The organism is Streptococcus sp. V728, assembly GCF_052077995.1.
GTDB lineage: Bacteria > Bacillota > Bacilli > Lactobacillales > Streptococcaceae > Streptococcus > Streptococcus infantis_B.
The window spans coordinates 26,302-43,163 of record NZ_JBQJJH010000001.1 but is presented as its reverse complement, the minus strand read 5'-3'; the positions used below and the strand labels follow the sequence as shown (position 1 = coordinate 43,163).

Genomic DNA, 16,862 nt, shown 5'->3' with positions numbered 1-16,862 from the left:
ACTCAGTTGCTAATAGAAGTTTTTTTGTTATTAATAGATTTAGTTTTCTCGCTTCTTTCGAATAGACATGAGACTGATATCTCTCAAACTAAAGTAGGTAAGAGCTAGCATCCCCAATGTAATAAAGATTTCTGCTGGAAGTTGGAAGATTTGTAGAGTAGACAGCATCAATAAAATCAAGAGAGCAACCAATCCGAAAACCAGAATAACAACGTTGACCGTTCCCTTAATACTTTGAGGAGTCGCAAAGATATAAAGTAAGAGTAATAAAATCCCTATGATTAGATAGACCATTTTTATCTCTTTCTAGCTCTTATTCAGCTGATTTTTTCTTTTTGTTTGCTTTTTCGCGCTCTGCCTTATTCAAGATTTGTTTACGCAAACGGATTGATTCAGGTGTTACTTCCATGTATTCATCATCGTTCAAGAACTCAAGTGATTCTTCAAGCGTCAAGATACGAGGAGTTTTGATAACCGCTGTTTGGTCTTTAGTAGCTGAACGAACGTTGGTCATTTGTTTAGCTTTCGTGATGTTAACAGTCAAGTCATTTTCACGAGAGTTTTCACCGATGATCATTCCTTCGTAAACCTCAGTACCTGGGTTAACAAAGATGGTTCCACGTTCTTCGATAGACATGATTGAGTATGTTGTTGCCTTACCAGTATCGATAGAAACAAGGGCACCACGGTGACGTCCACCGATTTCACCTGGAATCAATGGCAAGTATTGGTCGAAGGTATGGTTCATGATACCATAACCACGAGTCATTGACAAGAACTCAGTTGAGTATCCAATCAAACCACGCGCAGGAACTAGGAAAACCAAACGAGTTTGACCATTACCTGTTGCAATCATATCCAACATTTCACCCTTACGCTCAGAAAGGCTTTGGATAACAGATCCTTGGTATTCTTCTGGAGTATCAATTTGCACGCGCTCAAATGGCTCACACTTCACACCATCAATTTCTTTTACGATAACTTCTGGACGAGATACTTGAAGCTCGTAACCTTCACGACGCATAGTCTCGATGAGGATTGACAAGTGCAATTCCCCACGCCCTGAAACCGTCCATTTATCTGGTGAGTCTGTTGGATCTACACGAAGAGATACGTCTGTTTGCAACTCAGCTTGAAGACGTTCTTCAACCTTACGAGAAGTCACCCATTTTCCTTCACGACCAGCAAATGGTGAGTTATTAACCAAGAAAGTCATTTGAAGAGTTGGTTCATCGATGTGAAGAACTGGAAGAGCTTCAACTGCATCTGTTGGAGTGATTGTTTCCCCAACGAAAATGTCTTCCATACCTGATACGGCAATCAAGTCACCAGCCTTAGCTTCTTGGATTTCACGACGTTCCAAACCAAAGAAACCAAAGAGTTTTGTAACACGGAAGTTTTTAGTTGTACCATCTAGTTTAGAAAGGGTTACTTGGTCCCCAACTTTTACTGTACCACGGAAGATACGTCCGATACCGATACGTCCTACGAAGTCATTGTAGTCAAGAAGAGACACTTGGAATTGAAGCGGCTCATCTGAGTTATCAACTGGAGCTGGGATGTGATCGATAATGGTGTCAAAGATTGGCGCCATGGTCTTTTCTTGATCTGCTGGATCATCTGACAAGGAAGATGTTCCGTTGATCGCTGAAGCATAGACTACTGGGAAGTCAAGCTGATCATCATCTGCACCAAGTTCGATGAAAAGCTCCAAAACTTCATCCACTACTTCTGCTGGACGAGCTGATGGCTTATCGATTTTGTTAACTACAACGATCGGTACAAGGTCTTGTTCCAAGGCTTTTTTCAATACGAAACGAGTCTGTGGCATGGTTCCTTCGTAAGCATCTACGACCAAAACAACACCGTCAACCATTTTCATGATACGTTCTACTTCTCCACCGAAGTCCGCGTGTCCTGGTGTATCCATGATGTTAATACGAGTTCCGTTGTAAGCAACGGCTGTATTTTTAGCAAGGATGGTGATTCCACGCTCTTTCTCGATATCGTTTGAGTCCATTGCACGCTCAGCCAATTCTGTACGTGCGTCAAGAGTTTCAGATTGTTTTAATAATTCGTCAACGAGGGTTGTTTTCCCGTGGTCGACGTGGGCGATAATCGCGATATTACGGATATCTTCTCTTAATTTTGTCATGATTTCCTCTATTTATTTCAAATTTATTTTCTAACTGAACGATTATACCACAATTTTAAGCAAATGGCATAACTCAAGTAAGTGTAAATGTTTTCAAAAGAAAATTCATTCCTTCTCTTTTCTTTTCAAAAATCCTGACTTGTGATAAGATAGGCTGGTATGCGTTTAAATAATTTATTGGCCCAGGAAAAAATCAGTCGAAAAACCATGAAACAAGCTCTTCTCAAAAAAGAAATCTTAGTTGATGGACTCCCTGCTACTTCCCTTGCACACAATGTTGATACAGGGTTGCAAGAGTTGATTTTCAAAGATAGAAAAATCCAAGGATATGAACATACTTACCTCATGCTTCACAAACCAAATGGTGTCGTGACAGCAAACAAAGACAAGAAGCTCCCAACAGTCATGGACTTACTTCCTCAACATCTTCAGTCAAATCAGCTCTATGCTATTGGTCGGCTAGATCGAGATACGACAGGACTTCTCATCTTGACGGATAATGGACCTTTAGGTTTTCAACTCCTCCACCCTCAGTATCATGTGGATAAAAATTATCAAGTTGAGGTCAATGGACCACTGACTCCTAACCATATCCAAGAGTTCAAGGATGGAATAGTCTTTCTTGATGGAACTGTCTGTAAACCAGCTCAGCTTGAAATTCTAGCCTCAAGTCCTAGCCACAGTAGAGCCACCATCACCATATCGGAAGGAAAATTTCACCAGGTCAAGAAAATGTTCCTCTCAGTCGGTGTCAAGGTCACTGCCCTCAAACGAGTTCAGTTCGGGGATTTCCTATTAGACCCTGACCTAGCAGAAGGTCAATACAGGCACTTGAATCAAGAGGAATTGAAAATCATTAAAAAATATTTAGAAAAGAGTAGGTAAAACAAAAAAGCTTTAAAACTAAAGCTCTTTTGTTTTAATTAATTCTCGAAAGTTGTGAGATAAGTACGATACAGATAAGTGCAGAAATCACAATCCCTAACACAATCCCTAAAATAGAGAGAATTTTTTCTGTCTTATAGTCTAGTCCAGACTCTTTTTGATGTGAATTAGCCAAGGCTAAACCAAAAATACCAAAAATAATACTGAACACTGGGAATCCAAAGGCAACTATGATAGATATGATACTCAAAACAATTGGGGCTTTTTTCTTTTCTTGCATAATAAAAACTCCTTAAAATTTATATTACTATTATACTATAAAAAGTCATATTTCTATATTAAACATATGTGACAAGTTTTTTTCACATTGTTAATTAGATTTCACCTTCCCAGTCCAAGAATCCAATCCATAAGAAAGGATATATATTTCTGAGAAACCTTGTTTTTTCAAGAAAAGCGCTGCATTTGTGACACGTTGCGCACGTTGGTTCTCATAAAGAAGGACAGGCTTATCCTTGCGAAGCGCTGCGAGACTTGTCTTCAATTGATTTGAAGGGATATTACGAGCTCCGAGGATATGTTTTCTGTGGAAGTCAGCTGGATCACGCAAATCAATCAACTGACCTGTACGAATCAAAGACTCAAACTCTGCATTGTCTACGATTTTCGCTGCTCGACGAATGCGAAGATAGTTGTATCCCATCCAAGCTAACATTGCTACGACAAGTCCCCATAATACCCAAGTTACCATAATACCTAATCTCCATTTTTTTCTAAATAACCTAATTCTAGTTTGTGCTCTCTGCGCAGAACAGCTTCCGCTTCTAAATAATCTAGCTTGTCCATCAAGCCTGCATCATAGATTCGAGATAGCTCGATCTTCATCAATTCAATGTCATAGAGACGTTTTCCCATATAGACAATGATACCGAACTGTTTGAGAAATTGTTGCACATCGTAGAGTGTTTTCATAGCTTTCATTTTAGCAAATAATCAGAGTTTTTTCAATAGTTCCCTAATAGTTCGGGGTAAGTTTCCTTTTTTCACTATTATCTGAATTTCTTCACACTATGACAAAGAAGAAATCCTAGAGTCATTCCAACGATATTTTGCATGAGATTTGGAATGATTTCTGGTATGGCTGCCCCCCAACCATTCATCCAAGCTGATGCCATGGCATAACCAGCTACCATGAATAAAGTCGCTAAGACTAAGCCTAGCCATTGCCATTTCCCTTTAAAGCCTGCGAAATAACCTTGGAAACCATGGTTAATTAAGCTAAAAATCATCCACTGAGGGTAGCCTGAAATGAGGTCAATAAGAAATCCTGCTAAACCTCCAACAACGGCCCCTTCACGACTGCCAAAGTAAAAGGCTGTGAAGAAGACTCCAACGTCCAAAAGTGTTAGAAATCCAGTTGGTGTCGGGATTTTTATAAAATACCCCAATACGACAGAACTAGCTGCCAAGATGGATACTAGAGCAATTTTAGTTGTTTTGGTTTGCTTCATACTGTCTCACTCCATATTGATCTGCTTGTGCAATGGCACGGTAAACAAAGGCTTTGGAACTTTCAATCGCTGGTAATAGCTCCTCTCCCTTGACTAACTGGCTAGCAATGCTTGACGCGAAGGTACATCCTGCACCAGCATTTTGTCCTTGGATGACTGGATTTTCAAGAATGGTAAAATTCTCTCCATCATAAAAGACATCCACAGCCTTATCCTGACTGAGGCGATTTCCACCCTTGATAATCACTGCTGGTGCACCCAAGTCATGTAATTTCTGCGCTGCAGCCTTCATATCTTCCAGACTTTCAATCTTTTGGTCTGCAAGCAATTCTGCCTCAGGAAGATTCGGAGTAATCACAGATACATAAGGGAAAAAGCGAATCAACTCTTGACAGAGCTCACTGACTGCAACGTCGTGCGTTTCCTTACAAACCAATACAGGGTCCAAGACTACTGGAACTCCTTCACGTTCCTTGATAAAATTCAAGGCTTTCTCAGCAACACCGACTGTCGGCAAGAGACCAATCTTAATCCCTCCAAAGTCTACACTTTTCAGACTATCCAACTGTTGTTGGAAAATAGTCTCATCAGTTGGAAAGACTTCAAAACCATTTTCTGTCAAAGCAGTCAAGCAGGTCATGGCTACAAAACCATGCAGACCATTCAAAGTATAGGTGGCAAGGTCAGCAGCCAATCCACCACCACTAAAAATATCATTTCCTGAAAGTGCTAAAATACGATTATTCTTCATAACGAATCTCCTTCAAATACAAACCATTAGGCGCTGCAGTTGGACCTGCCAACTGTCTGTCTTTTTTCTCCAAGATGAGGTCAATCTGTTCAATCGGCATACGGTTGTTACCAATTTTCAGCAGGGTTCCGACCATATTTCGAATCTGCTTATAGAGAAAGCCATAGCCAGAGAATGTAAAGGTCAAAAACTGACCTGTTTTGTCAACCCTGAGGCTAGCTTCTGTGATCGTTCGAACCTTGTCCTCTACATTAGTCCCTGATGCTGTAAAACCAGTAAAATCATGTGTTCCCTCTAGTTTTTTTACAGCAAGTTGCATCCGCTCCACATCTAGTGGATAAGGATAATGAGTCGCATAATGGCGGCGCATAGGATTTTTAGGACGTCCTCTATCCACGATAAACTCGTAGGTCTTGCTATGCTTGGCATAACGGCAATGAAAATCGTCAGCCACTATCTCAATCGAAATCACATCGATATCTTCAGGACTTTGGGTATCGAGAGCAAAACGAAGTTTTTCCTCATCCATCTGATAGGGAAGGTCAAAATGGATGACCTGACCTAAAGCATGAACGCCACTATCCGTTCGCCCAGCGCCATGAATGGTAATAGCTTGTCCCTTATTTAATTTTGTTAAAGTTTTTTCAATTTCCTCTTGGACACTACGCGCATGAGGTTGCCGCTGAAAACCAGCAAAAGCATAGCCATCATAGGAAATTACAGCTTTATATCTAGTCATGTATCTATTTTATCAAGAAAATTTCTCTGCAACAAGTTTGAGAATTAAAAATTGTAAGGGGACAGTTTTGGGTGTCATCTAGTTCTTACCTAGATTTTCTCATTATGTATTTTCGTTCTGGAATTTCAATGGTTTGAACAATTTTAAATCCCTCTTTGTGGTAGAGATTTTTGGCTCTTTGATTTGACTCAAAAACCGTTAGGGAAATACTTTCTATTTCTTCATTTTCAAACATTTTTTTAACGAAATCTTGGAAAGCTTTTCGACCTAATCCTTTTCCCTGCTTCTGTGGAGCTATGAGAAATCTTCCAATATGAAGATTTTTATCTTCTAGTTTGATTTTCTGGATGATGCCTACAAACTCTTCTCCAACAAAAATGGAAAAAATTCCTTCCAGCTTTTGTAAGGATTGGGCAATCAAGGGATAAGAAATCTTTGGTCCCATCCATTGCTTCTGAAAACTTTCTCCCAAAGCATTAGACCACTGACAAATGAGTTGGGCATTTTCTACCTGAAGTCCTTTTTCAAAGTGAATTTTCATATTTGCTCCCATAACTTCTCCTATATCCAACTATTATACTCTTTCTCTTATTTTTTCCGAATAAATAAGTATGATTCATCTTTATTTTTTTCTTGTTGGAACGATTCTTGCTTCCTTTCTAGGCTTAGTCATCGATCGCTTCCCTGAACAATCCATCGTCTTTCCTGCAAGTCACTGTGATTCTTGTCAGACTCGCTTACGTCCCTTGGATTTGATTCCAATTGTGTCCCAGATATTCAATCGCTTTCGCTGTCGCTACTGCAAGGTTCACTATCCTTTCTGGTATGCTTTCTTTGAGTTGTGCTTTGGATTGCTCTTTCTAGCTTTTTCTTGGGAATTTCTAACTTTGAGTCAAGTCATCCTAATCACTGCTGGCTTAACTTTAGGAATTTATGACCTTCGACATCAAGAATACCCCTTAATCGTCTGGCTAATATTTCACTTAATTCTCATGGTTTGCTGTGGTTGGAATCTAGTTATGATTTTCTTTCTTATCTTGGGAATTTTGGCTCACTTTATCGATATCCGCATAGGTGCAGGGGATTTTCTCTTTCTGGCTTCCTGTGCTCTTGTTTTTAGTCTTACTGAAATACTGATTTTAATTCAATTTGCTTCTACAACCGGCATACTAGCTTTTCTCCTGCTAAAGAAAAAGGAAAGACTACCTTTTGTGCCTTTCCTCTTGCTGGCTGCCTGTGTGATTATTTTTGGTAAGCTATTGCTTCTCGGATAAAGTCAGCGATTTCTGCTACCTGTCCTTCATGTAGAGCCTTAACAATCTTGGAACCGACGATAACACCATCTGATACAGCATTGAAGCGTTCTACATCAGCCTGTGTGGATACACCAAATCCTGTCAAGACTGGAATATCAGCCACTTGATGGAGTTGAAACAAGTGCTTGTCCAAATCATCTCGGTAATTTCCTGACTTCCCTGTTACCCCATTGATAGCAACTGCATAAACAAATCCTTCTGCCCCTTCAATGAGTTCCTTTTGACGCTCAATTCCTGTCGTCAAGCTAACAAGTGGAATCAAGGCAATGTCTGTATCCGCCAAATATGGCTCTACAAAGTTGGCATGTTCATGAGGAAGGTCTGGAATAATCAAGCCCTTGACTGCTGTATCAGCAAGGTCTTTAACCAATTTTTCCACACCGTACTGAAAGAGAGGGTTAAAGTAGGTCATGATAACAAGCGGGATTTCTGTTTCAATGGTTTTCAAGGTTTCAACTAGAGCCTGGGTTGAGGTTCCGCGAGCTAGACTGCGCAAGCCTGCTTCTTCGATAACAGGACCATCTGCAACCGGATCCGAGAAAGGAACTCCCACTTCAATAGCAGAAACACCCAAGTCTTCTAAAAAGTGAATTGTTTCGCCGAGACCAGCCAAACCTTTCTCGTGGTCTCCAGCCATGATATAGGGAACAAAAATTCCCTTTCCAGTTGCTTTGATAGCGTTCAGTTTTTCTGTTAGTGTCTTAGGCATGAGCTTCTCCCTTCTTTGCTGCGTCTGCTTCCAAACGGTCTTTGACTTGAACTACATCCTTGTCCCCGCGACCTGATAGACAGACAATCATAGACTTGTCTGGACCAAGTTCTTTGGCTAATTTCACCGCAAAGGAGATAGCGTGACTAGACTCCAAAGCTGGGATAATCCCTTCCACACGAGACAAGAGTTGGAATCCTTCCAAGGCTTCCTCATCTGTCACAGGAACATAGGTCGCACGCTTGATATCGTGGTAATGAGAATGTTCTGGACCGATACCTGGGTAGTCCAAACCTGCTGAGATAGAGAAGGCTTCTAAGATTTGTCCATGGGCATCTTGGAGAACATCCATGAGAGAACCATGAAGAACACCCGGACGACCCTTGGTCAAAGTTGCTGCATGATGCTCTGTATCCACACCTAGTCCTGCTGCTTCAGCTCCGTACATAGCCACTGACTCATCTTCCACAAATGGATGGAAAAGCCCGATAGCATTAGAACCTCCACCAACACAGGCTACTAGGGCATCTGGCAAATCTTGCCCTGTCAAGTCACGGTACTGTTGTTTGGCTTCTCGACCGATAACACTTTGGAAATCACGCACAATTTCTGGAAAAGGATGAGGCCCCAAGGCAGAACCAAGGATATAGTGGGTATCATCGATGTTGGCCACCCAAGAACGAAGGGCTGCATTGACTGCATCCTTGAGCACGCGCGAACCATCTGTCACTGCCTCTACCTTAGCTCCTAAAAGTTCCATACGGAAGACATTGAGGGCTTGGCGCTTGACATCTTCCTCACCCATGTAGATGGTACATTCCATGTTAAAGAGAGCTGCAGCTGTTGCAGTTGCTACACCGTGCTGACCGGCACCTGTTTCAGCAATAATTTTCTTTTTGCCCATACGTTTAGCCAGTAAAACTTGTCCCAAGGCATTGTTAATCTTGTGTGCACCTGTATGGTTGAGGTCTTCACGTTTGAGGTAAATCTTGGCTCCGCCGATACGCTGGGTCAAGTTTTTTGCGTAGTAAAGAGGTGTTTCACGTCCTACATATTGGCGCAAAAGTTGGTTTAACTCTTCTTGGAAACTTGGATCTGCCTGACTTTCACGATACGCCTCTTCTAATTCCAATACTGCTGTCATCAATGTTTCTGGGACAAAACGTCCACCGAATTTTCCGTAAAATCCTTCTTTATTTGGTTCTTGATATGCCATGCTTAACCCTCTCTATAAATCTTCTAATCTTTTCATGATCTTTTTGTCCGTCTGTTTCTACCCCACTTGATACATCTACTGCAAAGGGAGTAAAGTGTTGAATAGCTTCTTCTACATTATCCTCATTGAGCCCACCTGCGATGAAGAAAGGCTGAGATAGTTCTGTCGTATCCAGTTGCCCCCAATCAAAAGTCTGGCCACTTCCTGCCACAGGTGCATCAAAGAGGAGATAGTCTGCCCGAGAACTTGGCACATGGCCATTCCCACCCACCTGCACTGCCTGAATGCTGGCACAAGGCAGACTCTCAAATAGATCATCTGCCACCTGGCCATGAATTTGTCCCAAATCCAAGCCAACCTTTTCAATCGCTTCAAGTAATTCTGACCGACTTGGTGAAACAAATACACCAACCTTTTTCACATTAACAGGAATGAGTGTTGCCAGCTCCGCAGCCTGTTCCAAGGTCACCTGTCTTTTGCTAGGAGCAAAGACAAAACCAATGTAGTCTGCTCCAGCCGACACTGCTACCTCTACTGCTTCTTTGGTCGATAGTCCACAAATCTTAACCTTTGTCAATCTGCAACTCCTTGATTCTCTGGGCGACATCTTCTTCCTGCATGAGCGCTGTTCCTACCAAAATTCCGTTAAAGTAGGGTGCAACACGTTTCGCATCTGCTTCTGTAAAAATAGCAGATTCAGAAATGTAGAAGCAATCGTCCTTGAAGTGTTGGGCCAAGTCTACACTGGTCTGCAAGTCAACTTCAAAGGTAGTCAAATTGCGATTATTGACACCAATAATTTGAGCTCCAAGACGGTGAGCTGCTTCTAGCTCTACTAGATTATGAGTTTCTACTAATACTTCTAGATCAAGCTCTGTCGCATAGTCATACAGTTCCTTGAGGCGCTCTTCTGATAAAGCCGCTACGATGAGCAAGATAACTGTCGCACCCGCATTGCGAGCACGGATGATTTGCTTTTCATCGATAATAAAATCCTTGTTTAAAGTCGGAATCTGTACCTGACTGGAAATCTCACGAAGGTAATCCAAATGACCTTTGAAGAAAACTTCATCTGTCAATACAGAAATCATAACAGCGCCGTTAGCCTCGTAAGTCTGGGCCTGTTGAACGATATCTACATCCAGATTGATATCACCCATACTTGGACTCGCCTTCTTGACCTCTGCAATAATTTGCAAGCGGTCCTGATGGTTTTTCAAATATTCAGCTAAGCGATAACTTTCACGCAAGGGCTGAAGCTCCTCTAGCTCCATCTTTTCAACTTCACGCGCCTTCTGCTCTAAGATACGTGACAAAAATTCCTGACTCATTTTTGGTACTCCTGTAATAGTCTGAGTTTTTCCAGGGCCTTACCACTAGCAATCACTTGGCGTGCCATTTCAACTCCGTCCTTGATACTGTCTGCTTTACCATTGGCGTAGAATCCTAGACCTGCATTTAAGACTGTTGTTTCCAAGAATGGACTTGGTTCGTTATTAAGAACACTGATAAGGATGGCTGCATTCTCATGAGCATTTCCGCCACGAATGTCCTCAATGGCAATGCGTTCCATTCCCAAATCTTCTGGAGTAAAGGTTGACAAAGTGATTTCACCATTTTCAAGAAGGGCAATGCTGGTAGTACCATTCAAACCAGCTTCATCCAATCCTTCTGGACCAGCTACTACGATAGCACGTTTGCGACCCATGTTTTTCAAAACCTGAGCAGTACTTTCTAGAAGTTCTGAACGACTAATTCCTAGAAGCTGTGTTTCTAAGACCATTGGGTGAATGAGTGGACCTGTCAAATTCATGATGGTTGGAATTCCCAATTCCAAGCGTGCTGGCATAATATATTTCATAGCTGGGTGCATGTTTTTAGCAAAGAGAAAGACGATTCCTGTTTGGTCAAATATCTTACCCAATTGTGCTGGCTTGAGATCAATATTGATTCCCAAAGCTTGCAAGACATCTGCTGAACCAGATTTAGAAGAAATTGAACGATTTCCATGTTTAGCCATGTGGATGCCACCACCTGCTAAGACAAAGGCTGCAGTTGTTGAGATGTTAAAGCTAAATGACTTATCTCCACCTGTACCGCAGTTATCCATAGCATCTTGAATGTTGGTTGGGATGTGTTGAGCATGTCCTCTCATAACTTGAGCGAGGGCTGTTCTTTCCTCAGGTGTTTCTCCCTTCATCTTGAGGGCTAAAAGAAGTGAAGCGATTTGTGCTTCTGTCACTCGCCCTGTTACGATGCGTTCGATCACATCCGTCATTTCAACACTTGATAGGTCTTCAAAGTTCGCTAATTTTTCAATAATTTCTTTCATTTTGTCTTCCTCACTTTACAACTTTCTCGATAAAATTCTGAATAGAAGATAGGCCATCTGGCGTTCCAATGCTTTCTGGATGATACTGCAAGCCATAAATCGGAAGAGTTTTGTGTTGAATTCCCATAATGGCTTGGTCATCTGTCGAACGAGCTGTCACTTCAAACTCTTCTGGCATCTCTTCAATTAAAATACTGTGGTAACGCATGACTGGGCGATTGTCCTCGATTCCTTGATAGAGAACTGACGGAGTCTCAAATCGAATCTGGCTTTGTTTACCGTGCATAACTTTAGGAGCCAAGCCCAACTTGCCACCAAAGACTTCTGCGATGGCCTGGTGCCCCAAACAAATCCCTAGAATCGGTTTCTTACCTGCAAAATCACGAATCATTTCTTCCATCTTCCCAGCATCAGCTGGCCAACCTGGACCAGGAGAAAAGACCAGTCCATCTGCCTTTGTAGCTTCTTCATAAAGGGTTGGATCATCATTTCTCAAAACCTGAACTTCTGCGAAATTCCCAATGTATTGAGCCAGGTTATAAGTAAATGAATCATAATTATCAATCAATAAAATCATGGTCTTAGTTCTCCCATTCTAGTCATAGATTTAGCTTTATTAATCGTTTCTTGGTATTCGTTTTGAGCGATAGAGTCATAAACAATTCCTGCTCCAGCCTGCACATAGGCTGTTTTATTTTTTAGAATCATGGTTCGAATTGCAATGGCAAAGTCCATATCTCCAGTTGCTGAAAGGTAACCGATAGCTCCGGCATAAACGCCTCGCTTCTCTGTTTCCAACTCATATATGCGTTTCATAGCACGAATCTTAGGGGCCCCAGAAACTGTTCCTGCCGGAAGTGTCGCCTTCAAGGCATCCATGGCAGTTAATTCTGGTAATAAACGTCCTTTTACTACGCTAGTCAAATGCATGACATAGCGGAAAAGTTCCACTTCCATATACTTGGTTACTTGGACACTTGCTGTTTCAGCAATTCGACCGATATCATTTCGTCCCAAGTCTACCAACATTCGATGTTCTGCCGTTTCCTTTTCATCAGAAAGTAGATCACTTGCAAGTGTTGCATCTTCCTCGTCATTGGAACCTCTAGGTCGCGTACCTGCAATCGGATTTGTTGTTACAATGCCGTTTTTTACGGAAACCAAACTCTCAGGACTGGCACCGATGATTTGATAATCTCCAAAGTCATAAAAGTATAGGTAATTTGATGGATTTGTTACTCGGAGATTTCTGTAAAAGTCAAAAGGATTTCCAGTTACTTCTGCTGAGAAACGCTGACTGAGCACGCATTGGAACATATCTCCATTGCGAATCAAGTCGCGAGCTGTTTCTACCATTTCTTCAAATTTCTGAGGTGCAATATGTGGTCTAAACTGAAGTGGAGAAACGTCCAAGTCTTCAAATTCATTTGGAGCAGGGATTTTTAACTCCTCTAAAACTTGATCCAAAGCCGCTTCTAGTTTTTCATTGCTTCGATCACTGTAAAGAGTATCCTCGATGATATGAATTTTTTCTTTCTTGTGGTCAAATACCATATAACTCTCGTAAACAAAGAAATGCATATCTGGTGTCCCAATCGTATCCTCAGGAAGCTGGCCAATTTCTTCATAGAGAGAAATCATATCATAGCCAACAAATCCGATGGCTCCACCTCCAAAAGGTAGGTCTGAATGGTGATGGCTCTTATGAGTCACCTCATAAAGGAAATCCAAGGGGTCACGATCAATCACCTGACCATTTTGATAAAGAACTCCATTCTCAAACTGAATCTCAAAAACTGGATTATAGGCCAAGATAGAAAATCGAGCATTTTCTTTTTCTCTTGGAATACTTTCAAGTATGACCTTGTGTTGTCCATTTAAGCGCATATACGCCAAGATTGGTGATAAAACATCTCCATGAATGATTCGTTCCATTGTAATTTCCCTTTCAGTCAATAATTTATAGACTTTTAGTCTTAATTTCTTACCTTTTTCTATTTCCCTTAAATAGTGCGGACGGGAGCAACTTTCTCCGAAATTTCATCCCTAATTTTTGAGCCATATGTCTCAAAAATTCCGTCCTAGAGAAGCATCTTTGCTTCTCTAGGATACCACCATGGTGGGAAACATCTTTTAGAAACTCACTTCGTTCGTAAATATTGTATAACGACCTATTTATTGAAAATATTTAAAAAATTAATCGCAATATCTGAGGTAAATATATAAAAATCCCCACGCAAAATAACTTGCGTGAGGACGAAATTCGCGGTGCCACCTCAATTATAGGATTTCTCCTATCTCTCATTCCTGTCTCAGATAGCTCCTGTAACAGGCTGTGCGATAAAAGGCACTCCCTTGAGAATCATGAATTCTTCTCTCGTTTGAGATGGACCCAATCTTACAGCTTTCTCTGCTTGTTTTCAGCAACCACAAGCTCTCTGTGAGAGAAATCTCTGTATCTTTTCCATCTTTTATTTTTTAGCTTCAAGGTAGTCTGCAATAGCAGCTACGTCCTTGTCTCCACGACCAGAGACATTGATGATGATAATCTCATCTTTACTAAGTTTTGGTGCTCGTTTGACTGCTTCTGCGATAGCATGGGAGCTTTCAATAGCTGGGATAATTCCTTCAGTCTTGCTAAGTAAAAGCAAGGCTTGGACAGCTTCTTCATCAGTCGCTGCAACATATTCTACACGACCAGAGTCTTTAAAGAAGGCGTGTTCTGGTCCAACCCCTGGATAGTCTAAACCAGCAGAGATAGAGTAAACAGGTGCAACATTTCCATCTTCACCAAAGACTGCATAGGTCTTCATTCCATCGACAATTCCGACACTACCCTTGGTCATTGTTGCCGCGTGTTTGTCGGTATCTAAACCGTGACCAGCAGCTTCTACCCCAACCAATTTAACTTCTTCATCAGCTACATACTGTGAAAAGGCACCGATGGCATTAGAACCACCACCCACACAGGCAATGACGTAGTCTGGCAAACGTCCTTCTTTTTCCAAGATCTGACGTCGAGACTCTTCACTGATTACTTTTTGGAATTCATGAACAATCGTTGGGTAAGGGTGCGGACCTACAGCCGAACCTAAAACGTAGAAAGCATCAAGGTCGTTCATCCATGCTCCAAAGGCTGCATCAACCGCATCCTTCAGTGTACGAGTTCCCGTTTCAACTGAGTGAACAGTCGCTCCCATCATCTCCATACGGAAGACGTTGAGACGTTGACGTTCCACATCTTCTGCCCCCATGTAGACATCACATGCCATACCAAATTTGGCCGCCGCTGCAGCTGTCGCAACACCGTGCTGACCAGCTCCTGTCTCTGCAATCACACGTTTTTTACCCATGCGTTTAGCAAGAAGAATCTGTCCAAGGACATTGTTAAGTTTGTGTGACCCAAGGTGGTTAAGATCTTCACGTTTGAGATAAATCTTAGCCCCACCTAGATAATCCGTCAAACTTTCTGCAAAATAGAGCGGAGTCTCACGACCTGAATAATCCTTCAAGTAATGACGATATTCTGCCAAAAATTCTGGATCATCCTTGTATTTATCAAAAGTCACTTCCAACTCATCTAATAAAGCCTGAATTGGTTCTGGTACAAAACTACCACCAAATTGTCCAAAATAACCTTTAGTTGTCATAAATTTTTCCTCTTTTCCATTGTTCCAAAATATGAAAAAGCCCACACACGGAATTTACTTCCATGTGAGGGCGTTTGTAACGCGGTACCACCTCATTTGTAAAGAGAATATCCCCTTTACATCTCTACCTTGTCTAACAACAAGTTGCACTGTAAGGTGTGCCTACCGAATTTTCATTGTTTCAAATTCACTTTTAAAATCAGCCCAATTTCACTAGTTCCAACCACCTGTTCACAGTAACCACAGGCTCCCTGAAGATTAAAAATAATTACTTTTCTGATTTGTTGAGTTAATTATATGTTATTGTTTTTTCTTTGTCAACCGTTTTCACTAATTTTTTACTAATTTTTTTAATTATTTTTCTGAAGCGCCTAGAACTTCTTCAGAAACTCTGACAAAAGTTTCAATGATATAATCTACTTCTTCATCCGTTAATTTGGTATGAAGCGGTAATGTAATCTCGTTTACAAAGTAGGCATAGGCCTTAGGATAGTTTGCCATTTCAAAGCCAAGATTCTTATAGGCTGTCAAAAGCGGAAGCGGTTTGTAGTGAACGTTACTTGCGATTCCAGCTTTGGCCAATTCTTGGATAATTTGATTGCGTTGTTCAAGACTAGCACCTTCTACATGGGTAACGTAAAGGTGACGACAAGATTCAACAGTATCTGTCTCATGCGCCAATGGGTAAATACGAGTTCCTGCAAATCCACGGTCATAGCGAGTTACGATTTCTTTACGACGTTGAAGCAAGCCAGGATAACGATCCAATTGTACCAAACCAATTGAAGCCATGATATCCGTCATGTTGCACTTGTAGGCAGGAGTTACGATATCGTATTCCCATGAACCTAATTGCATCTTGGCAAGCGCATCTTTTGTTTGACCATGAAGAGATAGGATTTGGAATTCCTTGTACATTTCTTCATCATCAATAGCTAGATTAGCTTTCCAAGTTGCACTTCCCCCTTCAGCAGTTGTGAAGTTCTTGACAGCGTGGAAAGAGAATGACGTAAAGTCTGCAATGGAACCAGCTGGTTGCCCTTTGTAGGTTGAACCCAAAGCATGGGCGCTATCAGATACTACAACAATACGGTTAAAGACTTTTTGCCACTTGCTAGTAGCTGTAAATAAGTCACGTTTCTTCTCAACAACTTGGAACAAACGGTCATAGTCACAGACAATCCCTGCAAGTTCTACTGGGATGATAACCTTAGTCTTCTCAGTAATCGCTTGTTCAAGCTTGTCATAGTCCATTTCAAAGGTATCACCTTGGATATCAACCATAACTGGTGTAGCACCTACGTGAGTGATAACGCTACATGATGCTGTATAAGTCATAGCTGGAACGATAACTTCATCGCCAGGACCCACTTCAAGCACGCGCAAAATCAATTCAAGAGCTGCTGTTGCAGAGTTGAGGCAGACTGTCTTAGGTGTCTGAGTATAGACGGACAGACGACGCTCCAATTCTTTTGTCTTAGGTCCTGTTGTAATCCAACCAGAACGAAGGGTATCTGCTACTTCAGCAATTTCAGCTTCGGTAATATCAGGTGGTGAAAATGGAATATTATACTTTGTCATTGTTTTACTCCTTTGAT

The 16,862-nt window shown here is 41.4% G+C and carries 20 protein-coding genes and 2 other annotated features; of the genes, 2 read left to right on the top strand and 18 right to left on the bottom strand.

The window, feature by feature from the left end:
- Nucleotides 1-39: 39 nt before the first annotated feature.
- Complete coding sequence (locus ACTO1Y_RS00310; protein ID WP_006149866.1) at nt 40-294, bottom strand: DUF3165 family protein; 255 nt, start codon at nt 292-294, stop codon at nt 40-42.
- Between the two features lie 19 nt (nt 295-313).
- Complete coding sequence (gene typA, locus ACTO1Y_RS00305; RefSeq protein ID WP_441347932.1) at nt 314-2,155, bottom strand: translational GTPase TypA; 1,842 nt, start codon at nt 2,153-2,155, stop codon at nt 314-316.
- Between the two features lie 159 nt (nt 2,156-2,314).
- Between typA and ACTO1Y_RS00300 the strand changes: the two genes are divergently transcribed.
- Nucleotides 2,315-3,040, top strand: coding sequence for a 16S rRNA pseudouridine(516) synthase (locus ACTO1Y_RS00300; protein WP_441347931.1), 726 nt, complete (start codon nt 2,315-2,317; stop codon nt 3,038-3,040).
- Between the two features lie 34 nt (nt 3,041-3,074).
- Here the strand turns inward: ACTO1Y_RS00300 and ACTO1Y_RS00295 are convergent, their stop codons facing one another.
- The 7 genes from ACTO1Y_RS00295 to ACTO1Y_RS00265 all read right to left on the bottom strand — a co-directional run bounded on the left by ACTO1Y_RS00295 (nt 3,075) and on the right by ACTO1Y_RS00265 (nt 6,582).
- Nucleotides 3,075-3,320, bottom strand: a complete 246-nt coding sequence (locus ACTO1Y_RS00295; RefSeq protein WP_441347930.1) for a hypothetical protein — start codon at nt 3,318-3,320, stop codon at nt 3,075-3,077.
- 90 nt (nt 3,321-3,410) lie between these two features.
- Nucleotides 3,411-3,791, bottom strand: a complete 381-nt coding sequence (locus tag ACTO1Y_RS00290) for a rhodanese-like domain-containing protein (RefSeq protein WP_006149793.1) — start codon at nt 3,789-3,791, stop codon at nt 3,411-3,413.
- Between the two features lie 5 nt (nt 3,792-3,796).
- Nucleotides 3,797-4,021, bottom strand: coding sequence for a YqgQ family protein (locus ACTO1Y_RS00285; RefSeq protein WP_441347929.1), 225 nt, complete (start codon nt 4,019-4,021; stop codon nt 3,797-3,799).
- Nucleotides 4,022-4,089: 68 nt separating this feature from the next.
- The gene (locus ACTO1Y_RS00280; RefSeq protein ID WP_441347928.1) at nt 4,090-4,551 is read right to left on the bottom strand and encodes an ECF transporter S component; all 462 of its coding nucleotides are present in this window, start codon (nt 4,549-4,551) and stop codon (nt 4,090-4,092) included.
- Nucleotides 4,529-5,302, bottom strand: a complete 774-nt coding sequence (locus tag ACTO1Y_RS00275) for a bifunctional hydroxymethylpyrimidine kinase/phosphomethylpyrimidine kinase (protein ID WP_441347927.1) — start codon at nt 5,300-5,302, stop codon at nt 4,529-4,531. Before ACTO1Y_RS00275 ends, ACTO1Y_RS00280 begins: the two co-directional genes overlap by 23 nt.
- A complete protein-coding gene (gene truA / locus ACTO1Y_RS00270; protein WP_441347926.1) occupies nt 5,292-6,041 on the bottom strand; it encodes a tRNA pseudouridine(38-40) synthase TruA in 750 nt (249 codons plus the stop codon). Before truA ends, ACTO1Y_RS00275 begins: the two co-directional genes overlap by 11 nt.
- Nucleotides 6,042-6,126: 85 nt before the next feature.
- The gene (locus ACTO1Y_RS00265) at nt 6,127-6,582 is read right to left on the bottom strand and encodes a GNAT family N-acetyltransferase (protein ID WP_441348054.1); all 456 of its coding nucleotides are present in this window, start codon (nt 6,580-6,582) and stop codon (nt 6,127-6,129) included.
- A gap of 70 nt (nt 6,583-6,652) precedes the next feature.
- Between ACTO1Y_RS00265 and ACTO1Y_RS00260 the strand changes: the two genes are divergently transcribed.
- A complete protein-coding gene (locus ACTO1Y_RS00260) occupies nt 6,653-7,315 on the top strand; it encodes a prepilin peptidase (RefSeq protein WP_441347925.1) in 663 nt (220 codons plus the stop codon).
- Here ACTO1Y_RS00260 and trpA read toward each other — a convergent pair.
- The 9 genes from trpA to ACTO1Y_RS00215 all read right to left on the bottom strand — a co-directional run bounded on the left by trpA (nt 7,284) and on the right by ACTO1Y_RS00215 (nt 16,845).
- Nucleotides 7,284-8,066 (bottom strand): tryptophan synthase subunit alpha, encoded by a 783-nt coding sequence (gene trpA, locus ACTO1Y_RS00255; protein WP_441347924.1) that lies wholly within the window; start codon nt 8,064-8,066, stop codon nt 7,284-7,286. The two genes, ACTO1Y_RS00260 and trpA, sit on opposite strands and share 32 nt — an antisense overlap.
- A complete protein-coding gene (gene trpB / locus ACTO1Y_RS00250) occupies nt 8,059-9,282 on the bottom strand; it encodes a tryptophan synthase subunit beta (protein WP_441347923.1) in 1,224 nt (407 codons plus the stop codon). The genes trpA and trpB (ACTO1Y_RS00250) overlap by 8 nt, the downstream gene beginning before the upstream one ends.
- Nucleotides 9,260-9,859 carry a phosphoribosylanthranilate isomerase gene (locus ACTO1Y_RS00245; protein ID WP_441347922.1) on the bottom strand — a complete coding sequence of 200 codons (600 nt, stop codon included), beginning with the start codon at nt 9,857-9,859 and terminating at the stop codon, nt 9,260-9,262. Before ACTO1Y_RS00245 ends, trpB (ACTO1Y_RS00250) begins: the two co-directional genes overlap by 23 nt.
- On the bottom strand, nt 9,846-10,613 hold the full coding sequence (gene trpC, locus ACTO1Y_RS00240) for an indole-3-glycerol phosphate synthase TrpC (protein WP_441347921.1): 768 nt from the start codon (nt 10,611-10,613) through the stop codon (nt 9,846-9,848). Before trpC ends, ACTO1Y_RS00245 begins: the two co-directional genes overlap by 14 nt.
- Nucleotides 10,610-11,614, bottom strand: coding sequence for an anthranilate phosphoribosyltransferase (trpD, locus tag ACTO1Y_RS00235; RefSeq protein ID WP_441347920.1), 1,005 nt, complete (start codon nt 11,612-11,614; stop codon nt 10,610-10,612). The genes trpC and trpD overlap by 4 nt, the downstream gene beginning before the upstream one ends.
- A gap of 10 nt (nt 11,615-11,624) precedes the next feature.
- Entirely contained in the window at nt 11,625-12,191 is a 567-nt protein-coding gene (locus ACTO1Y_RS00230) for an aminodeoxychorismate/anthranilate synthase component II (RefSeq protein ID WP_000601917.1), read from the bottom strand.
- Nucleotides 12,188-13,549: an anthranilate synthase component I gene (trpE, locus tag ACTO1Y_RS00225; RefSeq protein WP_441347919.1), complete on the bottom strand. Its 1,362-nt coding sequence runs from the start codon at nt 13,547-13,549 to the stop codon at nt 12,188-12,190. The genes ACTO1Y_RS00230 and trpE overlap by 4 nt, the downstream gene beginning before the upstream one ends.
- 314 nt (nt 13,550-13,863) lie before the next feature.
- Nucleotides 13,864-14,089 (bottom strand) — a binding site (T-box leader).
- A complete protein-coding gene (trpB, locus tag ACTO1Y_RS00220; protein ID WP_016465474.1) occupies nt 14,086-15,264 on the bottom strand; it encodes a tryptophan synthase subunit beta in 1,179 nt (392 codons plus the stop codon). Its footprint overlaps the feature before it by 4 nt.
- Nucleotides 15,265-15,327: 63 nt before the next feature.
- Nucleotides 15,328-15,552 (bottom strand) — a binding site (T-box leader).
- A 66-nt stretch (nt 15,553-15,618) separates the two neighbouring features.
- Nucleotides 15,619-16,845, bottom strand: a complete 1,227-nt coding sequence (locus tag ACTO1Y_RS00215) for a DegT/DnrJ/EryC1/StrS family aminotransferase (protein WP_441347918.1) — start codon at nt 16,843-16,845, stop codon at nt 15,619-15,621.
- Nucleotides 16,846-16,862 lie beyond the last annotated feature (17 nt).